Annotated in this window: 15 protein-coding genes; 6 read left to right on the top strand and 9 right to left on the bottom strand. The window is 36.9% G+C overall.

Features of this window, described 5'->3' with window-relative positions; all coding sequences use genetic code 11:
* Positions 1-11: 11 nt before the first annotated feature.
* Positions 12-506, top strand: coding sequence for a hypothetical protein (locus J2X31_RS16215; protein WP_310028177.1), 495 nt, complete (start codon positions 12-14; stop codon positions 504-506).
* Between the two features lie 21 nt (positions 507-527).
* Positions 528-1,898 (top strand): SLC13 family permease, encoded by a 1,371-nt coding sequence (locus J2X31_RS16220; RefSeq protein WP_310028179.1) that lies wholly within the window; start codon positions 528-530, stop codon positions 1,896-1,898.
* A gap of 119 nt (positions 1,899-2,017) precedes the next feature.
* On the opposite strand, the gene J2X31_RS16225 is transcribed toward J2X31_RS16220, so the two are convergent.
* Positions 2,018-5,299 carry a CheR family methyltransferase gene (locus J2X31_RS16225; protein ID WP_310028181.1) on the bottom strand — a complete coding sequence of 1,094 codons (3,282 nt, stop codon included), beginning with the start codon at positions 5,297-5,299 and terminating at the stop codon, positions 2,018-2,020.
* 154 nt (positions 5,300-5,453) lie between these two features.
* Between J2X31_RS16225 and J2X31_RS16230 the strand changes: the two genes are divergently transcribed.
* Entirely contained in the window at positions 5,454-5,729 is a 276-nt protein-coding gene (locus J2X31_RS16230; RefSeq protein WP_310028183.1) for a hypothetical protein, read from the top strand.
* A gap of 253 nt (positions 5,730-5,982) precedes the next feature.
* On the top strand, positions 5,983-6,186 hold the full coding sequence (locus tag J2X31_RS16235) for a hypothetical protein (RefSeq protein ID WP_310028185.1): 204 nt from the start codon (positions 5,983-5,985) through the stop codon (positions 6,184-6,186).
* A gap of 140 nt (positions 6,187-6,326) precedes the next feature.
* On the opposite strand, the gene J2X31_RS16240 is transcribed toward J2X31_RS16235, so the two are convergent.
* The gene (locus J2X31_RS16240) at positions 6,327-6,824 is read right to left on the bottom strand and encodes a thermonuclease family protein (protein WP_310028186.1); all 498 of its coding nucleotides are present in this window, start codon (positions 6,822-6,824) and stop codon (positions 6,327-6,329) included.
* 487 nt (positions 6,825-7,311) lie between these two features.
* Here J2X31_RS16240 and J2X31_RS16245 point away from each other — a divergent pair, with 487 nt between their 5' ends.
* A complete protein-coding gene (locus J2X31_RS16245; protein ID WP_310028187.1) occupies positions 7,312-7,650 on the top strand; it encodes a T9SS type B sorting domain-containing protein in 339 nt (112 codons plus the stop codon).
* A gap of 434 nt (positions 7,651-8,084) precedes the next feature.
* Here the strand turns inward: J2X31_RS16245 and drt3b are convergent, their stop codons facing one another.
* The 7 genes from drt3b to J2X31_RS16280 all read right to left on the bottom strand — a co-directional run bounded on the left by drt3b (position 8,085) and on the right by J2X31_RS16280 (position 16,024).
* On the bottom strand, positions 8,085-10,280 hold the full coding sequence (gene drt3b / locus J2X31_RS16250) for an antiviral reverse transcriptase Drt3b (protein WP_310028188.1): 2,196 nt from the start codon (positions 10,278-10,280) through the stop codon (positions 8,085-8,087).
* Positions 10,280-11,701 (bottom strand): antiviral reverse transcriptase Drt3a, encoded by a 1,422-nt coding sequence (drt3a, locus tag J2X31_RS16255; protein WP_310028191.1) that lies wholly within the window; start codon positions 11,699-11,701, stop codon positions 10,280-10,282. Before drt3a ends, drt3b begins: the two co-directional genes overlap by 1 nt.
* Before the next feature lie 98 nt (positions 11,702-11,799).
* Positions 11,800-12,213, bottom strand: a complete 414-nt coding sequence (locus J2X31_RS16260) for a hypothetical protein (protein ID WP_310028194.1) — start codon at positions 12,211-12,213, stop codon at positions 11,800-11,802.
* A gap of 222 nt (positions 12,214-12,435) precedes the next feature.
* A complete protein-coding gene (locus J2X31_RS16265; RefSeq protein ID WP_310028196.1) occupies positions 12,436-12,945 on the bottom strand; it encodes a hypothetical protein in 510 nt (169 codons plus the stop codon).
* A gap of 251 nt (positions 12,946-13,196) precedes the next feature.
* Positions 13,197-13,865, bottom strand: a complete 669-nt coding sequence (locus tag J2X31_RS16270) for a response regulator transcription factor (protein ID WP_310028198.1) — start codon at positions 13,863-13,865, stop codon at positions 13,197-13,199.
* 9 nt (positions 13,866-13,874) lie between these two features.
* Positions 13,875-15,806, bottom strand: a complete 1,932-nt coding sequence (locus tag J2X31_RS16275) for an ATP-binding protein (RefSeq protein ID WP_310028201.1) — start codon at positions 15,804-15,806, stop codon at positions 13,875-13,877.
* Positions 15,807-15,865: 59 nt separating this feature from the next.
* Positions 15,866-16,024 carry a hypothetical protein gene (locus tag J2X31_RS16280; RefSeq protein WP_310028204.1) on the bottom strand — a complete coding sequence of 53 codons (159 nt, stop codon included), beginning with the start codon at positions 16,022-16,024 and terminating at the stop codon, positions 15,866-15,868.
* Between the two features lie 337 nt (positions 16,025-16,361).
* Between J2X31_RS16280 and J2X31_RS16285 the strand changes: the two genes are divergently transcribed.
* Positions 16,362-17,246, top strand: a complete 885-nt coding sequence (locus J2X31_RS16285; RefSeq protein ID WP_310028206.1) for a hypothetical protein — start codon at positions 16,362-16,364, stop codon at positions 17,244-17,246.
* Positions 17,247-17,259: the final 13 nt, after the last annotated feature.

Genomic DNA, 17,259 nt, shown 5'->3' on the forward strand with positions numbered 1-17,259 from the left:
ATTCAATAAAGATGAAAATTAAAAAATCCCATTTGTCCCTATACATCCTTTTTGTATTTACGGCAACAATAGTTGTACTTAATCGCTATACCGACTTCCATATTAATGATTTCCGTGTACACCTATTCTTCAATTTCTTTGCAGCATCGTCTTTTGTTGTAATCGTTGGTCATTTCTTTGGAAAATTGCAAACCTATAACGCTATATTTTTCACGTTCCTGATTGTTGGATTCCTAGTAATGTTGAAAGCATTCTTAACTTGGGGAGGCGACTGGAAAACCCAAACCATCCTCTACCGAAATATTGAAAATGAAAGTAAGACCATCAACTTTCAGCTGCGTGGCGATCGTTTCGCTTTTGGATACAAGAAACGCATTATCGAAATACACAACCTTGCTCCTTTTATGGAATGGACTACAGATGTGGACACCCTTAAAATAGACCAGACAAAATGGAAAAGGGTCAATTTGAATTTGAATGAGATGAAATTGCCTGATCAAAAATAGCCCTTGAAACACAAACTCTTTATGAATATACCATTAGATGAAAACATAAAAACCATCAAAATCCCAGCATTGGCAATAGCGCTACTGCTGTTTTTTGTAGTTTTAAATTATCCTCTCTTTCAAAACCATCAGGCTCAAAAAGCATTGGCCTTATTAATTTTGGTAGCTGTTTTATGGATGACAGAAGCCATTCCGCTGGCACTTACGGGATTGATGATACCCGTTGTGGCGGTGTTTTTGCACCTTGTCCCTACGGATGATGCTTTCGATGAATTTGCCCATCCGATCATCTTCCTTTTCATGGGTGGTTTTGTCTTGGCTGGAGCCTTGACCCGATATGGACTCGACATGATACTTGCCCAAAAGCTGATTCATTTGGCAAAAGGAAATTTTTATAAATCGGCCATCTTGCTGATGCTGGCCACTTCTATAGCAGCCTGCTGGGTTAGCAATACTGCCGCTACGGCAATGATGATTCCCTTGGGTTTGGGCTTGCTGGGTTTGTTGCAAATGAAAGTCATCACGGCCGAATCAAAATTCTTGATCCTCGGAATTGCCTATTCGGCAAATATTGGTGGAGTCATCACCATAATAGCCTCGCCACCAAATGCCATTGGAGCGGCAGTTCTCGGCTTGTCCTTTTCTGAATGGATAAAATATTCGTTGCCTGTATTTCTTATTAGTTTTCCACTCATGGTAATTGCCTTGACCCTCTATTTCAAGCCCGACCGAAAGATGCTAATCGGGGAAATCTTGGCTACAAAACATAAAAGTCCTCCTAAAAAAACACTCATCATCATCATCTTTATCTTTACGGTTTTATTATGGGTTTTGGAGAGTGTCCTTTCTCCCCTGCTCAAAATAACAAACAGCTTCAGTTCATTGGTGGCTGTTGTGGCAATTTTTCTGATCTACTGTTTTGGCGTGCTAAATTGGAAGGAAATAATTAAAACGGTCGATTGGGAAGTACTGCTACTTTTTGGAGGCGGACTAACACTCGGCATGCTCATTGACAAAAGCGGTTTGGGAATAGTGTTGGTGAGCCAAGTGGCACAACTCATAAACATCCTGCCCTTTTTTCTATTCTTGTGGATTATTGTGCTTTTCAGTATTATTTTGACGGAATTTATGAGCAATACCGCAAGTGCAGCCCTCATCCTACCCTTGCTTTTCACATTGGCCAATCAATTGGGTGTAAATCCGATGGTATTGGTTTTTCCTGCAACAATTGCTGCATCCTACGGATTTATGCTTCCGGCTGGAACACCACCAAATGCAATGGCTTTTGCTACAGGATTAATTCCGCAGAAAGACATGATCAAAATCGGGCTACTGCTCAATCTGGGTTTTTCAATATTGTTGACGTTTTTTTTCTATTTGATTTTTAAATAGAATACTTCCTTCAAATACAGCAGTATCAACTCTATTTCAAAGGAAGTATTTTTCAAAAAGTAATTATACTTTAAAGCTTTACGAAGATTGATAAATGTCCCTTCTAGTGTAAAGAACTTTTAAATTGTCTTGCTAGGAATGTAAATCATCATCGTAGCTCCTTCATCTATCTTTCCGGTGGCTTTTATAAAGCCGTTATGGTTGTGGACAATCTTCCTGCATAATGCCAATCCTAAACCGCTTCCGCGGAATTTATCCTTGGCGTGAAGCCTAAAGAAAGCATCAAATATTTTCTCGGCCTGACTGTCGGGAAATCCAATTCCGTTATCGCTTACTGAAATCTTGAAGTATTCCAATTCCGGATTTCCTCCTAGAGTGCTAATCTCATCGTCAGTTGCTTTATCGGCTGTAATGGCAATCTGAGGCTGCACATCGTCCTTGCTGTATTTTATAGAATTGATGATCAGATTTGAAAAAAGTTGTTGAAACTGCTGTGGCAAAACCTCCACTTTTGGTAGAACCGAAGCCGTTACAACTGTATCTTTTTCCTTGATGATGTCCTTTAGGTCGGTTAATGTTTTTTTCAACAACACATTCAAATCCGTTTTCTTTAGTTCATTTTCAATAGCAATTGTTCGGGTATAGCCCATCAAATCTTCAATCAGTTGCCGCATGTTTTCGGTAGCAATAACAATCCTTTCCAGATTATAGCGGCTTTTTTCGGCAATCCCCTTATCTTCTTCCAAAATCAATTTAGAAAACATCGTAATCTTCCGCAAAGGTTCCTGCAAATCATGACTTGCCGCCCAACTGAATGATTGCAACTGCTCGTTATAGAGCTGTAGCTCATTGTTTTTACGGAGCAACTTCTCATTGCTGTTTTCTATGTTCGTAACGTCCTCAAGTGTCACCAACAGCATCTCGGTCGGTACTGCATCGATCACACTTCTGGCATTGAGCATCAAAGTACGCTCTCCTATCTTCGGAAAAATGGTCTTGATTTTATAATCATCAATGCCCCTTTTATCGTCCAGCACGTTCTTAAACAGGGCTTTCAATTCTGAAATCTCCCATTGGGAAGTACCAATATCAAAGAAGGCTTTTCCTTCTGCCTCCAATTCGGTGGTCTTGAAATAGCTGTAAAAAGCAGGATTCGCACTTTTAATCCGCAATTCCTTGTCCAAAACAATTAGCGGTTCACGAACACTTCTAATGATGGATTCGGCATAGTTGCTCACAGAAGTCAGCTGTTCCTGACGGTCCCGGAGTTCATCGTTCACACACATAAGCTCTTCGTTATTGGATTGAAGCTCTTCTGTAGAAGATTCCAATTCGTCGTTCAAGGCTTGAAGCTCTTCACTGCTGCTCAAAAGTTCTTCGTTTGTGGTTTGGAGTTCCTCAAAAGCAATCTGCTGTTCTTCGGTCACCCGTTTGATATCCTCCTTCAGTTGTGACAATTCGCTTTCCAATTCGGCTATGCGCTTTAGCTCCGATGTCTTACGTTTATTGCTGTCGTCCTCATTTTGAGGTATGATTTCCTTTTTCTTGAACACCACCATCTGATAATGGTCGTCCGTGTTCAGGGGAATAATTTCAATGTCAACCAAGTAGTTTTGGTTCTTTACCCTAATACTTTCCTTCCTGGCCACTTCACCACTTTCCTTCACTTTGAGCAAGGTGTTTCTAAGCTCAAAGCTAAGTCCTTCCCGAGCCATCTTCAAGATATTGAAATTGGGTTTTCCGGGCGAAGGCAATAAAAACGGACCTGTATCACCATAGAAATGCACAATATCCTGATGTTCGTCTATAACCACTCCAGCAGGTGTAAACCGTGAAAAGAGAATATCCGAAGCCATCTTCCTAAAATCGGTATCGGGTTTGGTTTTCTGCTCGATGTTGAGTTTTTTCTGTTCCTGAACCAATACGGTTTTAGAAGCCTCGACTGTATATTTCCCAGGGGTGAACTTTTTAACATACATCTTCTCGTGCTTGGCTACGGCTTCAAACAAATGAGAAACACCTACGGCACTTTCGGATTTTCCGAGGAAAAGGAAACCGTTTTCCTTCAAGGCATAATGAAACGTATTCAATACTTTATTCTGCAGGAACGAATCAAAATAGATGAGGACATTCCGGCAGGAAATCATATCTATTTTTGCAAAAGGCGGGTCCTTTATAAAATTATGTACGGCAAAGACACACATCTCACGTATGACCTTATTGACGTGATAGGTGCCTTCCCTCTTGGTGAAATAATTGGCCAGTCGTGTTTCGGAAACATTTTCCAAATCGTGCAAGGCATAAGCTCCTGCCCTTGCCTTGGTGATGACCCTCTCGGAAATATCCGAAGCAAAAATCTGTACTTTGATGTCGTGTTTTCGGCTCAAAAGAAATTCGTGCAGACTGATGGCCAACGAATAAGCTTCTTCTCCTGTTGAGCAACCTGCAACCCAAATCCTAAGCGTCTTGCTGGTGCTGTTTTGAACCAATTGCGGAAAAATAGTATCGTTCAGGGATTCAAAAATCTTGAAATCACGGAAGAAATAACTCACCGGAATCAACAAATCATTAAACAAATAATCCTGTTCGGCCTTGTCGTTTCGGAGATAATTGAGGTAGTCGGCCAATTCCTCCTTTTGTGTCACGACCATTCTTCGGGCAATACGTCGGCGGATTGTGGGCTGTTTATAATGACGGAAATCATTTCCCGTTCGGGTATAGATGATTTTTATGATCTGCGAAAGCATTTCCTCTTCATCTTCCGGAATATGTTCGCTTTCGGTATAGGCATAATTAGCTTCAAACGAATGACGGATGTGCAACAATTGCGAAGGCATGCTTTCTGGAGGCAGGATATAATCGGTTGCCTCACTGTCAATTGCATTTTGAGGCATGGTCCTGAAGGGTGTTGTCTCTGGATCTTGGGCCACTGTTGCTCCTCCAAATTCCTTGATAACCTTTAGTCCCGTGGTTCCGTCGGATGATGCTCCCGAAAGCAGGACTCCAATTGCCGAACTTTTATAGACCTCTGCCAAAGAAGTAAAAAACGTATCAATTGGATGAAACTTCCGCTCGTTCCTGTTTCGTGAAGACAGCTTCAGGAAACCATATTCTGTTGCCAAGACCCTATTTTCTGGAATGATATAGATATGGTTGGCTTCAAAAACCATATCATTGATGATTTCAACAACGGGAATCTTGCTTAATGCCGACAATGCTTTGGCAAGGTTTCCTTCTTCTGGCAACGGATGGTGCAATGTAGCCACATAGGCCATTCCTGAATCGTGGGGAATTTGCTCTACAAATTTCATAAAGGCATCAAGGCCTCCGGCAGAAGCACCAATACCTACAACAGGAAAAGCCTGAATTTTCTTTTCAGAATACTCACTTAATTTCGTCATTAGGAAGATTTTTTTTGGGTTACCAAATATACTCAAAAAAGAAATTTACACAAAGTTTTTAAGCAATGCGAATACTATAAAAAACAACTTGAATAACATAAAGTTAGCTTGTGAAATAAAGCAATATTTGTTTTTATCATAATTTCATAATCAGTTGTTTAGTATTCATTTAAATTATATCATCATGAAAAATTTATTTCTAGCTGTACTTGCGGTTTTGGCTTCTGCCAGTGGTTTTGCACAAACACCAACCAAGACACGCGACACTTTGATCACTGGCAAAAAAATGGACACTACCCTGACCAACCGCGACAAAAAGAACACGGTGAAGGAAGCCATTAAAACATCCGACTACACCAAGGTTACGCGTCAGGAAGGCGTGACGAAGGATACCACAACAACGAAGAGAAAAAAGCGTACAACCCGTTAATTCTCATGAGGAAGATGAAGAGCCTGTTGTAAATACAGGCTTTTTTATGGTTCTATTTGAATAAAAAGTTGATGGATCATTTTATCTTGTAATAAATCAAGCAAAAACTATAAAATATCCGCATCCCGAACCTGTAATTTTACTTTCAAGATAAAAGCCTGTGTACCCCTACCTTTTAAAACGAAGACGACGGGTAGTCAGGTTGTCGAGGCGGCTGTAATAGGGTCCTGAACTTTCCACCCGTTCGTGCAGGATGCAAACCAACGTCGGTCGCTTTATGCGGAAAACCGATCAGCAACACGGCAACAAAAGAAACAGCGGTTCATCAGGCTTTTTATCTTACTATCAAAACTTAAAAATGAAGATTATGGAATGGTTTGAAGTTGCAGGAGGATTGTTCTTTATCGTGATGCTGGCGAAATTTGGCAACAACGGCCGGGGGCTGATGGAGCGTTAGATTGCAGATTTTAGATTGCAGATTTAGAATATAGAGTATAAATTCCTTATTTCAATAAAGCTATTTGGCGGTAGAACCTCCTCATCTTACGGGATATTATACTGCTATTAACCCTTTGGGCAATTATTGTTCAAAGGGTTTTATTTCACCTTTTTGTTTCTCTTGTTTTTTCGCCATTCCCAAGGCGCCATTGGTTCCTTGTCTGCCCAAAGTCCTACCTTGTTTTTTCGGGCTAGGATTTCGAGGTTGGCATAGTGGGTGCTTTTGGAGTATTTCTTGTAATGCCACGCCATACCATTTTGAACGAGTTGCTGGTTCACGCATTTCTTTCCTACATATATTTCGGCTATGAGTCGCTTGTAGCGGTCAACCGTCCCATCACTTACCACTTTTACTGTCTTTCCAAAACACAAATCCGAAGCCAGTTGCTTTGCGTTGTTGCTAAAGGGTTGCTTCTTTTCCGGACAATCAACATGGGCAAGCCTGATGGTGGTTTCCTTCCCATCGGCAAAAACTTTAAAAGTGTCGCCGTCCTTTATGGCGGTTACTTTTGCCTCAAACGTGATGGGTGTTTTCTTTTCTAGTGATGTTTCGGGGTTGTAGAGAAACAGGAAGAGGAAAGCTATTGCGTATTTCATGGGATTTAGGATTTTAGATTTGGTATTTTAGATTTGGTATTTGTATTTTTTTTGCTTTTTGGTATTTGGAATTTGTCTTTTGGAATTTCCCCATTCGGAGTTCAAATTTAACCAAATTAGCAGTCCATAACTTGGCTGATAATATAGAGCGATACTTTTTCCCGCCTACCTCAATATAAAACATTAATTATCATTTACATATAAGATTTAGAAAGCAAAAAAAAGTACCGAGTATTTTTTTTTTAAGTAGCGAGCGATTGACATAATGAACCGAGTGATTCGCAAACCATCCTTTCCTTTTTTAATAAGAAAGACAAAAAAGAAAAAAGTGATTTTGAATTGCCTTATTATTTGTGAGTTTTTAGGATATTCTCAAAATGTCTTGTCCTGAAATAGGTTAACACTCTTGTGTAAATCTATTGCAGGACAAGACTTTGTTTTCATTTGACTTTGTTTGTGGGCACGGATTGCAAATCCGCGCGAACTATTGTGGAAATCCGGGCGATCGGGTGCTGAAGGCTGTTCGAAACCGGTTACCCAAAACGATGTGGTGATTGTGGGCTATCCACGTTATTTTACTCCTAACGACGACAGCTATAATGATACTTGGAGCATCAAGGCATTGTTTTACGAACATGATGCCAAGGTGGACATCTTTGACCGTTATGGCAAATTACTGAAGTGTCTGAATCTGAAAAATGCAGAAGTTTGGGACGGCACCTACAACGGCATGCTTATGCCGGCAACGGATTATTGGTTTACCCTGCATTACAACAATTTGGGCGTGCGAAAGGAATTTAGTTCCCACTTTTCGTTAAAGCGATAGTAGCACAAACTGCCGGGAATATCCAAGTGATAGTTTGGTTGCATTTTGAAAGTAGCGAGCGATTACTGTAATGAACCGAGTGATTCGCAAGCCATCCTTTCTTTTTTTAATAAGAAAGATAAAAAAGAAGAAAATGATTTTGAATTGCCTTATTATTTATAAATTTTGAGGTAAGTTTTTGCGATTGGGTTTTTCTTAAAACAAAAAGGTAGCCTAGTCAGACTACCTTTTATCTCTTCCTTAAAATCGGAATAATTTCCTTTTTTTATCTCAGATTACCTTTCACGGCATAATAATTTCGCTTGTGTGTGGCATCTTAATATGATTCTAGAATAAGAGACTTCAATCCTGGGCAAAGCCTCGTAATCTAAATCTAAACTCTTTTCCCCAAGTTTAATCTGCTAATAGTTTGACTAGTGCGAAACTTTTTATTTTTAATTATATACTTCTAAAGATTTTTTTGCAGATAATTCCTTTGCTAAATTAAAATTATCCCATTTAGTAAACCAATATTTTTTCTCTTTTTTAAAGTTAATCATATCGGTTTGCAAATTTAAGGGAATTTCCATTAATGTCATTATTTTTCTTTTAAATTTATTATCAAGAAATGGGCAAACTAGGATGTCAAAAAACAACATTACAATCTCAGTTGATTTCTTTCTTTTATCATTATCTATTTTTGTTATCTTCTTAATGATTTCGACTTTAAGAATATTTTTTATATTATCAAATTCTTTTATATTCCTGATATAAAATAAAATTACTGTTATTATAAAATAATTTGGCTCAAAGTTAAAAGAAAGTTTTTCTTCATGATTTTTACTTATTTTAAAATATTCTAATAAATCAATTTCAGATAGCTGATAATCTTTTCCTAGCTCTCTTAAGATTATAAATAAATATAATGTTTCTATTTGAATATGCTCTTGAGATTTGTTTGTCATTAGTATCAAATTTATTTCATCTGAAATCTTTTTAAACACTAGTTCTTTATTTAAATTTAATTCATCAAATCTTGAGAAGAGCTTATATTCCTTTGGATTTAAAGCATTACCAGTTTTAAATTTATATTTCCCAGTATAATACCTTATTATTTCTGATAAGATATTGCTTAATTTAATTGTAGAATTTACTCTGGGAGAGACAGTATACAAGAAAAATGTAAAATCCAATAATTCATTAATAAAACTGGTAAATTGATTTTCTTGTCTAACTTTTTTCTTTTTTTCTTCTGAAGATAGATTTCCTTTACTTTCTGCATCACACAAAGCAGAATAGTACTTTTCAAATTTTTTAATACTTCGTTCAATTCTTTTATTAATAATTGCCAATGTATAATTCATAATGTCTTTATACTCGACATTTGATTCCTTAACTAAAATCTTAAATCTAGTAATCAGATGATTAGAATTACATTCAAATTTAATAGAACAAAATATCTCGTCTTCTTCGTCTGATCCTTCTATAGTGAACTTAATCTTTTTATCAAATAAATCGACCATTTTCTCTTTTGCAATTGTCAATTCAGTAATCAGTGGTTTTGTATAATAGTGAGTTTTAGCATCACTAATTGACATTTTATACTCTTTTAATTTAAGCTTATAAGTAGATAAAATTTTGTCTTTTGTTTGGTCATCATTATAAAACACAAAAAAATCATCCACATATCTATAAATTTCATAATCCTTTCTAAAATAGATCTTTTCTTCACACTGTCGTAATTCACTTTCAATCGATTTATCAATTTGTTGTAATATAATTTCTGCAAATATCCTTGAAAATTCTGGTCCTATAATTATTCCGTTGGTCTCTCCATAATTACTATTTTGCATAAAAGTATCGAACTCTCCAGAAAATGTACAGTTAGATAATCCTACATTATCTTTAACAATATCCTTGTTGTAAATTGCCCAACTAATTGAATGCGTATAGATACTATCGAAACATTTAGCTATATCAAACTTGAACATCTTATTATATTTTTTTTCGGATCGATGGTAATGATAATCTTCATAAAACTTATAGATATTGGAATATTTTTTATATGTAAAGAAAGTTTTTAAATTCTCATATTCTTTATCAGTACTTTCAATGAGATCGCCATCATCACCTTTATTTAGTTTGTGAAGTTTATCATTATTAAAAATAAACTTGGCAATACTAAAAGGTTTTCTTATTGAAAATGGGCTCTCGTTTGAATAATATAAAATAAGTTCTTTGTATTTTGCATAGAATGAAACAAGCTCAATTTGACTTTTCGGATGTGGTATTGAAAGCTCTCTGAAATCTTTTTCTTTATGTGTTATCCTATATACAAAAGGAATTTTACGTGATTCTATTATTCCCTTGTGATGATGTAGCAAAATTTCATTATTTACACTTGACTGAGACAAATCAAATAATACTTTTATAATTTGCTCAATGATTAAATTATGTTTGTTACTTCTATAATTGACCCACTTTATAGATTCATTTTTATTTTTTTTATTAAAGCTAATTTCATATCGATTTAAAAAATTATAAAAATGTCTATTTGAAAATGTGAGCGGTGTTTCATAAGGTAATGTATCTGAAAGAACAGCTCTATCTTTTGAGTACTGTAAGATTTTTTTGGTTTTCTTTTTTTTCATTATTTCCAAGCTTCAACAATTCTTTCAAAATTGTTCATTAATGGTTTAGCCTCTTTATCTTTCGGAGATCTTAAATCTGGAATACTCTTCTTTTTTGAGTTTATGTTATAGAAGGTTTTATTTTTAAAACCTTCTATAAAACTAAAAGTTTTTAATCTCCTATTTACATCAGAATATAACATAAATGGTAGTTTGTGATCAATAGTTCTGACTAACATTTTATCTAATTCAGATAAACAGCTACAATCTTCATCTAAAAGACTGTTTGAATAATAAATACCTATTACTCCTTTTTTAGGCTGATGAAGTTTAGTGTTTTTAGTTAAATAATTAATTCTATGTATCAATAATCTTTTTGCTTCTTTCTTATTAAATCCTCTATCCTTCAAATATCTATCAAGAATTTTTTCAACTCGAATCTTATATTTATCTTTTTTATTTACTGATAACTTGACTTCATTAAGTTTTGAATTTGTAATATTAAATGAATAGCCGAGAAAATCTATATCCTTTCTCTCGTTAGTTGTATTTAGTAAATTTATTTCTTGTGTCTTTGATTCTTTTACAATTAAACCTTTATCTGCAATAATCTTTTTAACCATCTCAAGATATTTGTTATTAATATGTTTTGAAAATGGTGTGAAAATTATAATTATATCATCAACATACCTACCATAAAAAGTTACATTGGGTATGTTTTTTATTTCTTCATCAATTTTCCTCATATACAATTCTGCTAAAAAAGGACTTATACCCACTCCTCTAGGTATACCAAAAGCGGTATTCATTCCTAATTGATTTGTAGCTTTATTATAATTGTATAAAAGGTTTTTGATTAGTGATTTTGATTTCGGACTTAATAATGAATTACTTTCTAGTAATTTACATAATTCATTTTGAGGAACGCTTTCATAAAATTGTGAAATATCAGTTCTTATTATATATTTAGGAAACTGGTCTTCTAATAAAACTTTTAATTGCCTAACTATTTGATACCGGTTCGACTGTTTGACTTTAAATGTTCTTTGAACATTAAATTGAAGTTGCTTCATAGCAAAATATGATTCAGCATCTTTACTTGTCGTATAAATCTCTTTTCCAGCGGGATCATGTTTAAAAGATTTAAGAATAAAATCAAAGCTTTTGCTATTGATTTTATTTGAGAATTTATTTAAATCGTCTTCTAAATAATTTTCTTTTAAATCTTCTAATATTTGCTTTTCTTTTAGTAATTCATTTAGAACATCTTCATTGAAATTTATTTTAAGTCTTTCTTGTTTAATTTCCTTTCTCTTCTCTTTTAGTTGCTCTATTACAATATGATAACCTTCAGAATAAAATTCTTCAAAGTAATTTCCTTTTCTATTTTGAATTTCATGTATGCTTTTTAAATTTTCAAACGAGAATGATTGATTTAACATAATTAAAAAATTATAGTTTTATTTATGAACTTAGCTCCTTTATGTGTTTCGAACTTACACTTAATAAATTATAAAGAGCAGTTTCTTTTTATAATGATTTACTCCACCACCAACTCCCAACTATTCCCCACCTCATCCTCCGCCCTTAACTCCCCATGCCCCACCCATTCCAGTGTAACTTCAATTTCTTTTCCGTCTTTGTCAAGCAGAATTCCTGCTCCGTATTTGCCCTGCATGCTTACATTTCCTGTTATCTTATTGCCTGAAGCGTCGGTGCCTATAACATCGTAATTGTATTTATAGCTGCCGGATTCGCCCGTGCGAAATTCATATTGGTAAACGGTATCGGTGTGAAGTGTGGCTTGCTCTGCGGGAGTTGCCACTGGGGAATAGTCCACTTCCACAAAGGGTTGTGGTGCTATGGAGGAGGCCCTTTCTTGTCGGCAAGCTATAAAAGAAAAGACCATGAGGAAAAGTATTCCTGCAAGGGTTGTTTTTGGGTAACGGTGCATCTTGTTTTGTTTTTGGTTTGATTCTTTTGAGAATCGTTTTTTGTTGGCTTTTAAGGTCGGGTATTTTTTGGGTGTGGTAAATGTAATGATTCTTTGAAAAGCGATGTTGTGTTTTGTTCTTTATTTTGCATTATCAATCATTATTTATACAAAATAATTAAGCATTTATTTGTTTTATTACTAAATTTTACGGAAAACCGTAATTTACAGATTTAAAATGGCTTAAATATCTGTGAGAATTTTTTGGGCTACGGAAATGAACTGCTCTACGGTTCGGTCTTTTTGGATCAGTTCCCAGTAAAGGGTTTCATATTGCTGGTGCAGGTTGACTCTGCTCTGAACAGAGAGGCTGGCATAGGTTGTGGTGCTGCCGCCAAGAAGCATAAAATCGACGGCATAAGGAAGGTGTACTTCAAGGGAGGCCTGAACGCTGTCCTCAAGGGTCCGGTGGAATTCCTCCATGGTTTGCTGGATGGTGAAATAGCGGACCAACTGCTGGTTGGAAAAGGGCTTGGCATCGAGCAAGTGTTGAATGGCCTCATAAAGAATGTCGGCCTGCAGGCTGAAATTGCTGTTGAGCTGCCTGGCGATGGCATTGGTGCGATGTAGGGAATGAATACTGTGCAGCACCTCAACGGTGTAGCCAAAAATGCCACTTTCGGCTGTAGGATGAAGGGTTGCAACGATGGAAAGATTGAATGCTTCCGGGTTTGGACTTTGTGAATTTGTCATTGTATTTGTTTTTGTTTAGGGTTTTGTCAAACGTAGGGTTTATGACTGTTCTTTCACTAGGTGTTTTACCTATTTTTTAATTAGGGTTTTGGCTAGTTGTCGGTTGTCGGTTTTTTTTGTTGTCGGTTAGTCTGTTGTGGCTTTTTGAGTTTTTTTTTTAAACAATGGAATTATAAATCTCATGACTTGTCTAGAAATAACCGATAACTGACAACCGACAACCGATAACCGACAACTCACAACTCACATCCCTAAACCAACCCCAGATCCTTGGCAATACTGATCAGGTGGATGCTGTTTTTGGCTTTGAAATAGAGCTTTAGCTTGCTGATGTGTTTTTCGATGCTGCTGCTGCTTTTGGCAGATTTGCCTTCATCCTTGAAGCGTTCGCCTATTTCGGCAACGGTGAGTCCTTCGGACAGGAATTTGATGAGCTGTATGTCATAGTCGCCTATTTCCAAGAGTGTCGTAGGATGCAGGATGTGGTTGAACCTCGGAGAGAGGTATTTTTCACCACCCTTGAAGATGGTACTGATGGCACGGACAACTTCGCCAGAGCTTTCGCGTCCCTTCCAAACAAAGGCATCGATGTCGAGGTCTTCGAGCAGGTATTTGATCTTGTAGGTGCGTTCTTCAATGGAATAGGCAATGATTTTGAGGCTTGGCTGGTGTTCTTTTACGGCTTTTATAAGATCTTCGCCATTTGCCAGGATGGTTTGACGGTGGTCGGCCTCAAAGGAAAGGTCGGTTATGAGAAGACCGAAAGGAAGCCCGTCGAGGTTGGCTTTCCTTATTTTGAGCAAGGCATCGTCACAGTATTTGGCATGGACAATTTCGGCATGATGAAGCTTCTCCAAGACCGTAATCAAACCAAATCCGGTACTGTCAATGTCTTCGGCAATTAAGATTTTTTTAAACATAGCAAGTGTTTAGGCATTAAATGAAAAATTAACTTTAAACCCTTTTTTGGGTGTTGGGTCAAAAGTAATCGTACCGTTTATACTTTGAATACGGTTTTCCACATTTTGCAAACCATTTTTTCTTAAATGCTCGTGAGACCCTATCCCTACTCCGTTGTCGGAATAATTTATTTGTATTTTTTTATTTGTTTTTTTAAAACTGATTAAAACCAGAGTGGCTTTGCTGTGTTTTTTCATATTCACCAACAGCTCCTGCAACACCCGATAGACGACAATCTTCTTGGCGGCTTCGATGTCCATCCACTCGATACTGTCGATTTCCTTGAGGATGATGTTGACCTCCTCTGAACCATAACCGGAAAGCATGTCCTTGAGATGGCTCTTGTATTTTTCGGCGGTATCAATAGTATTGTTTTCCTTGGATATGTTTCGGGTTTGAGCATAGATCTTGTCGAGGTTCTCCAGCAGGATTTCCTTGTTTTCGGGCGTAGCAAGGTTGCGTATTTCAGCAAAAGTCATGGTATTGAAGATGTCATTTGCCAGTTCATCGTGGAGCTTCTTGGCAATTCTGATTTCAGTACGGTATTCATCTTCCTGCTTTTGCTTTTGCTTCTCCTTTTTATGCCTTCTCTTGTCCCTGAAATAGAGCGTAATTACGAGGATGATAAAACCAATCAATATAAATGCTACCAAAAGATTCCGGATCCTATCCTCTTTTTGTTGCAGCTTGTTTTCTAAATTTTCGTTCCTCTCCTTCGTGGCGTCAAAACGCAACTTGGCGAAATGATTTTTTCCCTGCTGGCGGAAATTATCTATGCTGTCGTTCAGTTGAAAATAGTGGTCCTGATAATGCTTTTCTCCATAAGTGGCCAGCAATTGCAATGCCTTTAGCCGATGATCAGTGGCACCAAGGCTGGTGGCTGTTGAATAGGCTTTTTGTGCATAGTCTAGTGCCAAAGCCGGATTACTACTTCCGTAATAATGGGCAAGATTGAGGTAGCTGTAGGTCAATCCTTTTTTATCTGCGTGTTGGGTTCGGATGGAAAGGGCTTCTTCCATGAGCTTCCTGCCTGAATTTCCGTCGTTTTGAAAAAGGGAATAGCCCAGATTGTCTGCTACTTTCGCCAAGGTTAAAGGGTCGCTTTTAACAGGTTCTTCTTTGTATAAAACAGTAAATATTTTAATAGCCTGTCCGTACTCTTTTTTCTCCAAATAGCACAATCCGATGTTGTTTTCAATCATCTTTTGAGAAACAGGATCGTCGGTTAATTCCTTTGCCTTGCTGTAATACTTGATGGCTTCACTGTAATCCCTTAAACCTGTGTAGGAAATTCCGAGCTTGTTGTAGGCTTCCCTCAAGTATTCTGCCGAAGGATACTGAATATTTTCCAAAAGTACCAATGCTTCAGTAATGGTTTCCTCACTGCCAACATAGTCGTTATAGATTTGCTGCACTTCGGCCATCTTCAATAGATTGTAGCCTAGCCTGAGGCTGTCGTTTTCCTTTTTTAGGATTTCATTGGACCGGTTGTAATAATCATAGGCTTTTTGATAGTCTTTCAATCCAAAGATATAATCTGCTTTACGGGTCAATACATAGGCCGTGTAGGCATTTTCCTTTTCTGTTTTTGGTGCAATTTCCAGAAGCATATCCAAGTAGATTGGAATACTGTCGGGAAAGGTTGAAGCAATGACGTAATCCATCTTGTATAGGATTGCCTTGTATTGATAGGATTTATCGTTGGTTTGCTTCGCGAGGTTTAATGCCTTTTGGGCGAGATGCATCTTATGGACATCAACGGTATCGGCAACAAGGCTATCGAGGTAGCTGTTGATTTGTTTTTCGGAACTGCTTTCATGCTTGTCGCTGTTATATTTATCTGTACAAGAAAAAAACAAAACCAATAGTAGAAGGTAGAAAAATGGGGAATTGAACTTCATATTGAAAGTTTAATTCCCCGAAATTAGTAAAATAAAGATAAAATTGCTAATTCATTTCTTTATGGAAATGGCGGTGGCGGTGGTTTTATGGGTGTTGTTGCTGGTTCACCTTCTGCCACAACTGGAGTTGTTCCTGCATCCTCTACTGCTTCGGCAGTGCAGGAAATCATCGATAGGCCGCTTGCTATGATCAAGGCCATTAAAAGTATTTTTTTCATTTTTTTGATTATTAAAAATTAAACATGGAATGGCCTTTAAGGACTTGTGTCCAAATTTTGGTTCCGCGAAAACCATTGGCCGTTCTGGAAATTGTTTTTGCTCTGGGAAGTGCAGTGAGCCGAAACAGAATAAGATGAATCATACTTCCCGAATGATCATTCTATGCTGTAGGGCAACACTGTTTGTAGAATCAGTTTTGTACATTTGTCCCAACTGCAGTGAAGACAAGAACTAATTCTGAAGCAAAGGAATGGTGGTTTTTCCTGAGTGTTTATAGGGAATTCCTAAGATTCCTATTATTCCCAAAAATTCCTTTTAATTCCTAATTCTATTAAAATGAAAGATAATTTTTCAGCATACAAGCAGGCTATCAAAGCACAATATGAAGAAGAAAAACAGGGTAACCACATGAATCTTCTTTTGCATCCTACTTCTGCCAAGTTGAGAAAATTGTGTGTCCTTTTACTCAAAGCCAGTACAGATCCGAATGACAAGAAAATATTTGCAAGCTTTTTTGGTTTTGAATTTGAATTGGATAGCATTGGAAAAATAAAAAGGGAAAACGACCGATTTAAACGCTTTTGCAATTTCCTGAAAGGCAAAAACGATTTGTCCGAAGATATGGATGCCGCCGATCTGTTGGCCTTGTTAGTAGGTTATAAGAACAGACCCTATCAAAAATTCATCAACTCCCATCAAACTGAAACTGAAATTGAAAGCGTGGAGAATGAAAGTCCTGAAGAAGAAAATATTACTATTGCAACTTTTCATGAAGATGAACCGCCCAAAATACAACCTGAAATAAAAGAGTGGCAACAACCTGAACGGAGCAAAAAACCATCAAAACAAAACTATTTGATCATTTTACTGCTTGGCGTTAGCCTGTTATCTGGAGGATATATGGCAAAAGACATTTGCTTTCCTAAAAAGCAGTGTATGCAATGGCAGGAAAATCATTATGAGGTGGTGGATTGCGAGGTAAAACGACTAGGACTTGTAAGCATCAGTCCTGTGGAACCGTTGGATGAAGACTTGCTTGAATTTAAGAAAGTGAAGCTTAAAAAAGGAATGGAGTTCTTTAAATATAAAAAGCCCCTGTACTATTATTATAAAGTAAGCAGGGACAGTATTGAGTTTTTTAATGCACCGGGAGAGCATCCCATTACCAAAAAACCTTTAAAGGAAATCAGTGATTACATAATTGATAAATATGTAAAATAAAAAAAGGACGCCT

It is taken from the genome of Flavobacterium arsenatis (genome assembly GCF_031456785.1).
GTDB classification, from domain to species: Bacteria; Bacteroidota; Bacteroidia; order Flavobacteriales; family Flavobacteriaceae; genus Flavobacterium; species Flavobacterium arsenatis.

Coding starts and splice junctions, on each gene's coding strand:
- J2X31_RS16215 (WP_310028177.1), top strand. CDS start 12: ATGAAAATTAAAAAATCCCATTTGTCCCTATACATCCTTTTTGTATTT.
- J2X31_RS16220 (WP_310028179.1), top strand. CDS start 528: ATGAATATACCATTAGATGAAAACATAAAAACCATCAAAATCCCAGCA.
- J2X31_RS16225 (WP_310028181.1), bottom strand. CDS start 5,299: ATGACGAAATTAAGTGAGTATTCTGAAAAGAAAATTCAGGCTTTTCCT.
- J2X31_RS16235 (WP_310028185.1), top strand. CDS start 5,983: ATGCAAACCAACGTCGGTCGCTTTATGCGGAAAACCGATCAGCAACAC.
- J2X31_RS16240 (WP_310028186.1), bottom strand. CDS start 6,824: ATGAAATACGCAATAGCTTTCCTCTTCCTGTTTCTCTACAACCCCGAA.
- drt3b (WP_310028188.1), bottom strand. CDS start 10,280: ATGAAAAAAAAGAAAACCAAAAAAATCTTACAGTACTCAAAAGATAGA.
- drt3a (WP_310028191.1), bottom strand. CDS start 11,701: ATGTTAAATCAATCATTCTCGTTTGAAAATTTAAAAAGCATACATGAA.
- J2X31_RS16260 (WP_310028194.1), bottom strand. CDS start 12,213: ATGCACCGTTACCCAAAAACAACCCTTGCAGGAATACTTTTCCTCATG.
- J2X31_RS16265 (WP_310028196.1), bottom strand. CDS start 12,945: ATGACAAATTCACAAAGTCCAAACCCGGAAGCATTCAATCTTTCCATC.
- J2X31_RS16270 (WP_310028198.1), bottom strand. CDS start 13,865: ATGTTTAAAAAAATCTTAATTGCCGAAGACATTGACAGTACCGGATTT.
- J2X31_RS16275 (WP_310028201.1), bottom strand. CDS start 15,806: ATGAAGTTCAATTCCCCATTTTTCTACCTTCTACTATTGGTTTTGTTT.
- J2X31_RS16280 (WP_310028204.1), bottom strand. CDS start 16,024: ATGAAAAAAATACTTTTAATGGCCTTGATCATAGCAAGCGGCCTATCG.
- J2X31_RS16285 (WP_310028206.1), top strand. CDS start 16,362: ATGAAAGATAATTTTTCAGCATACAAGCAGGCTATCAAAGCACAATAT.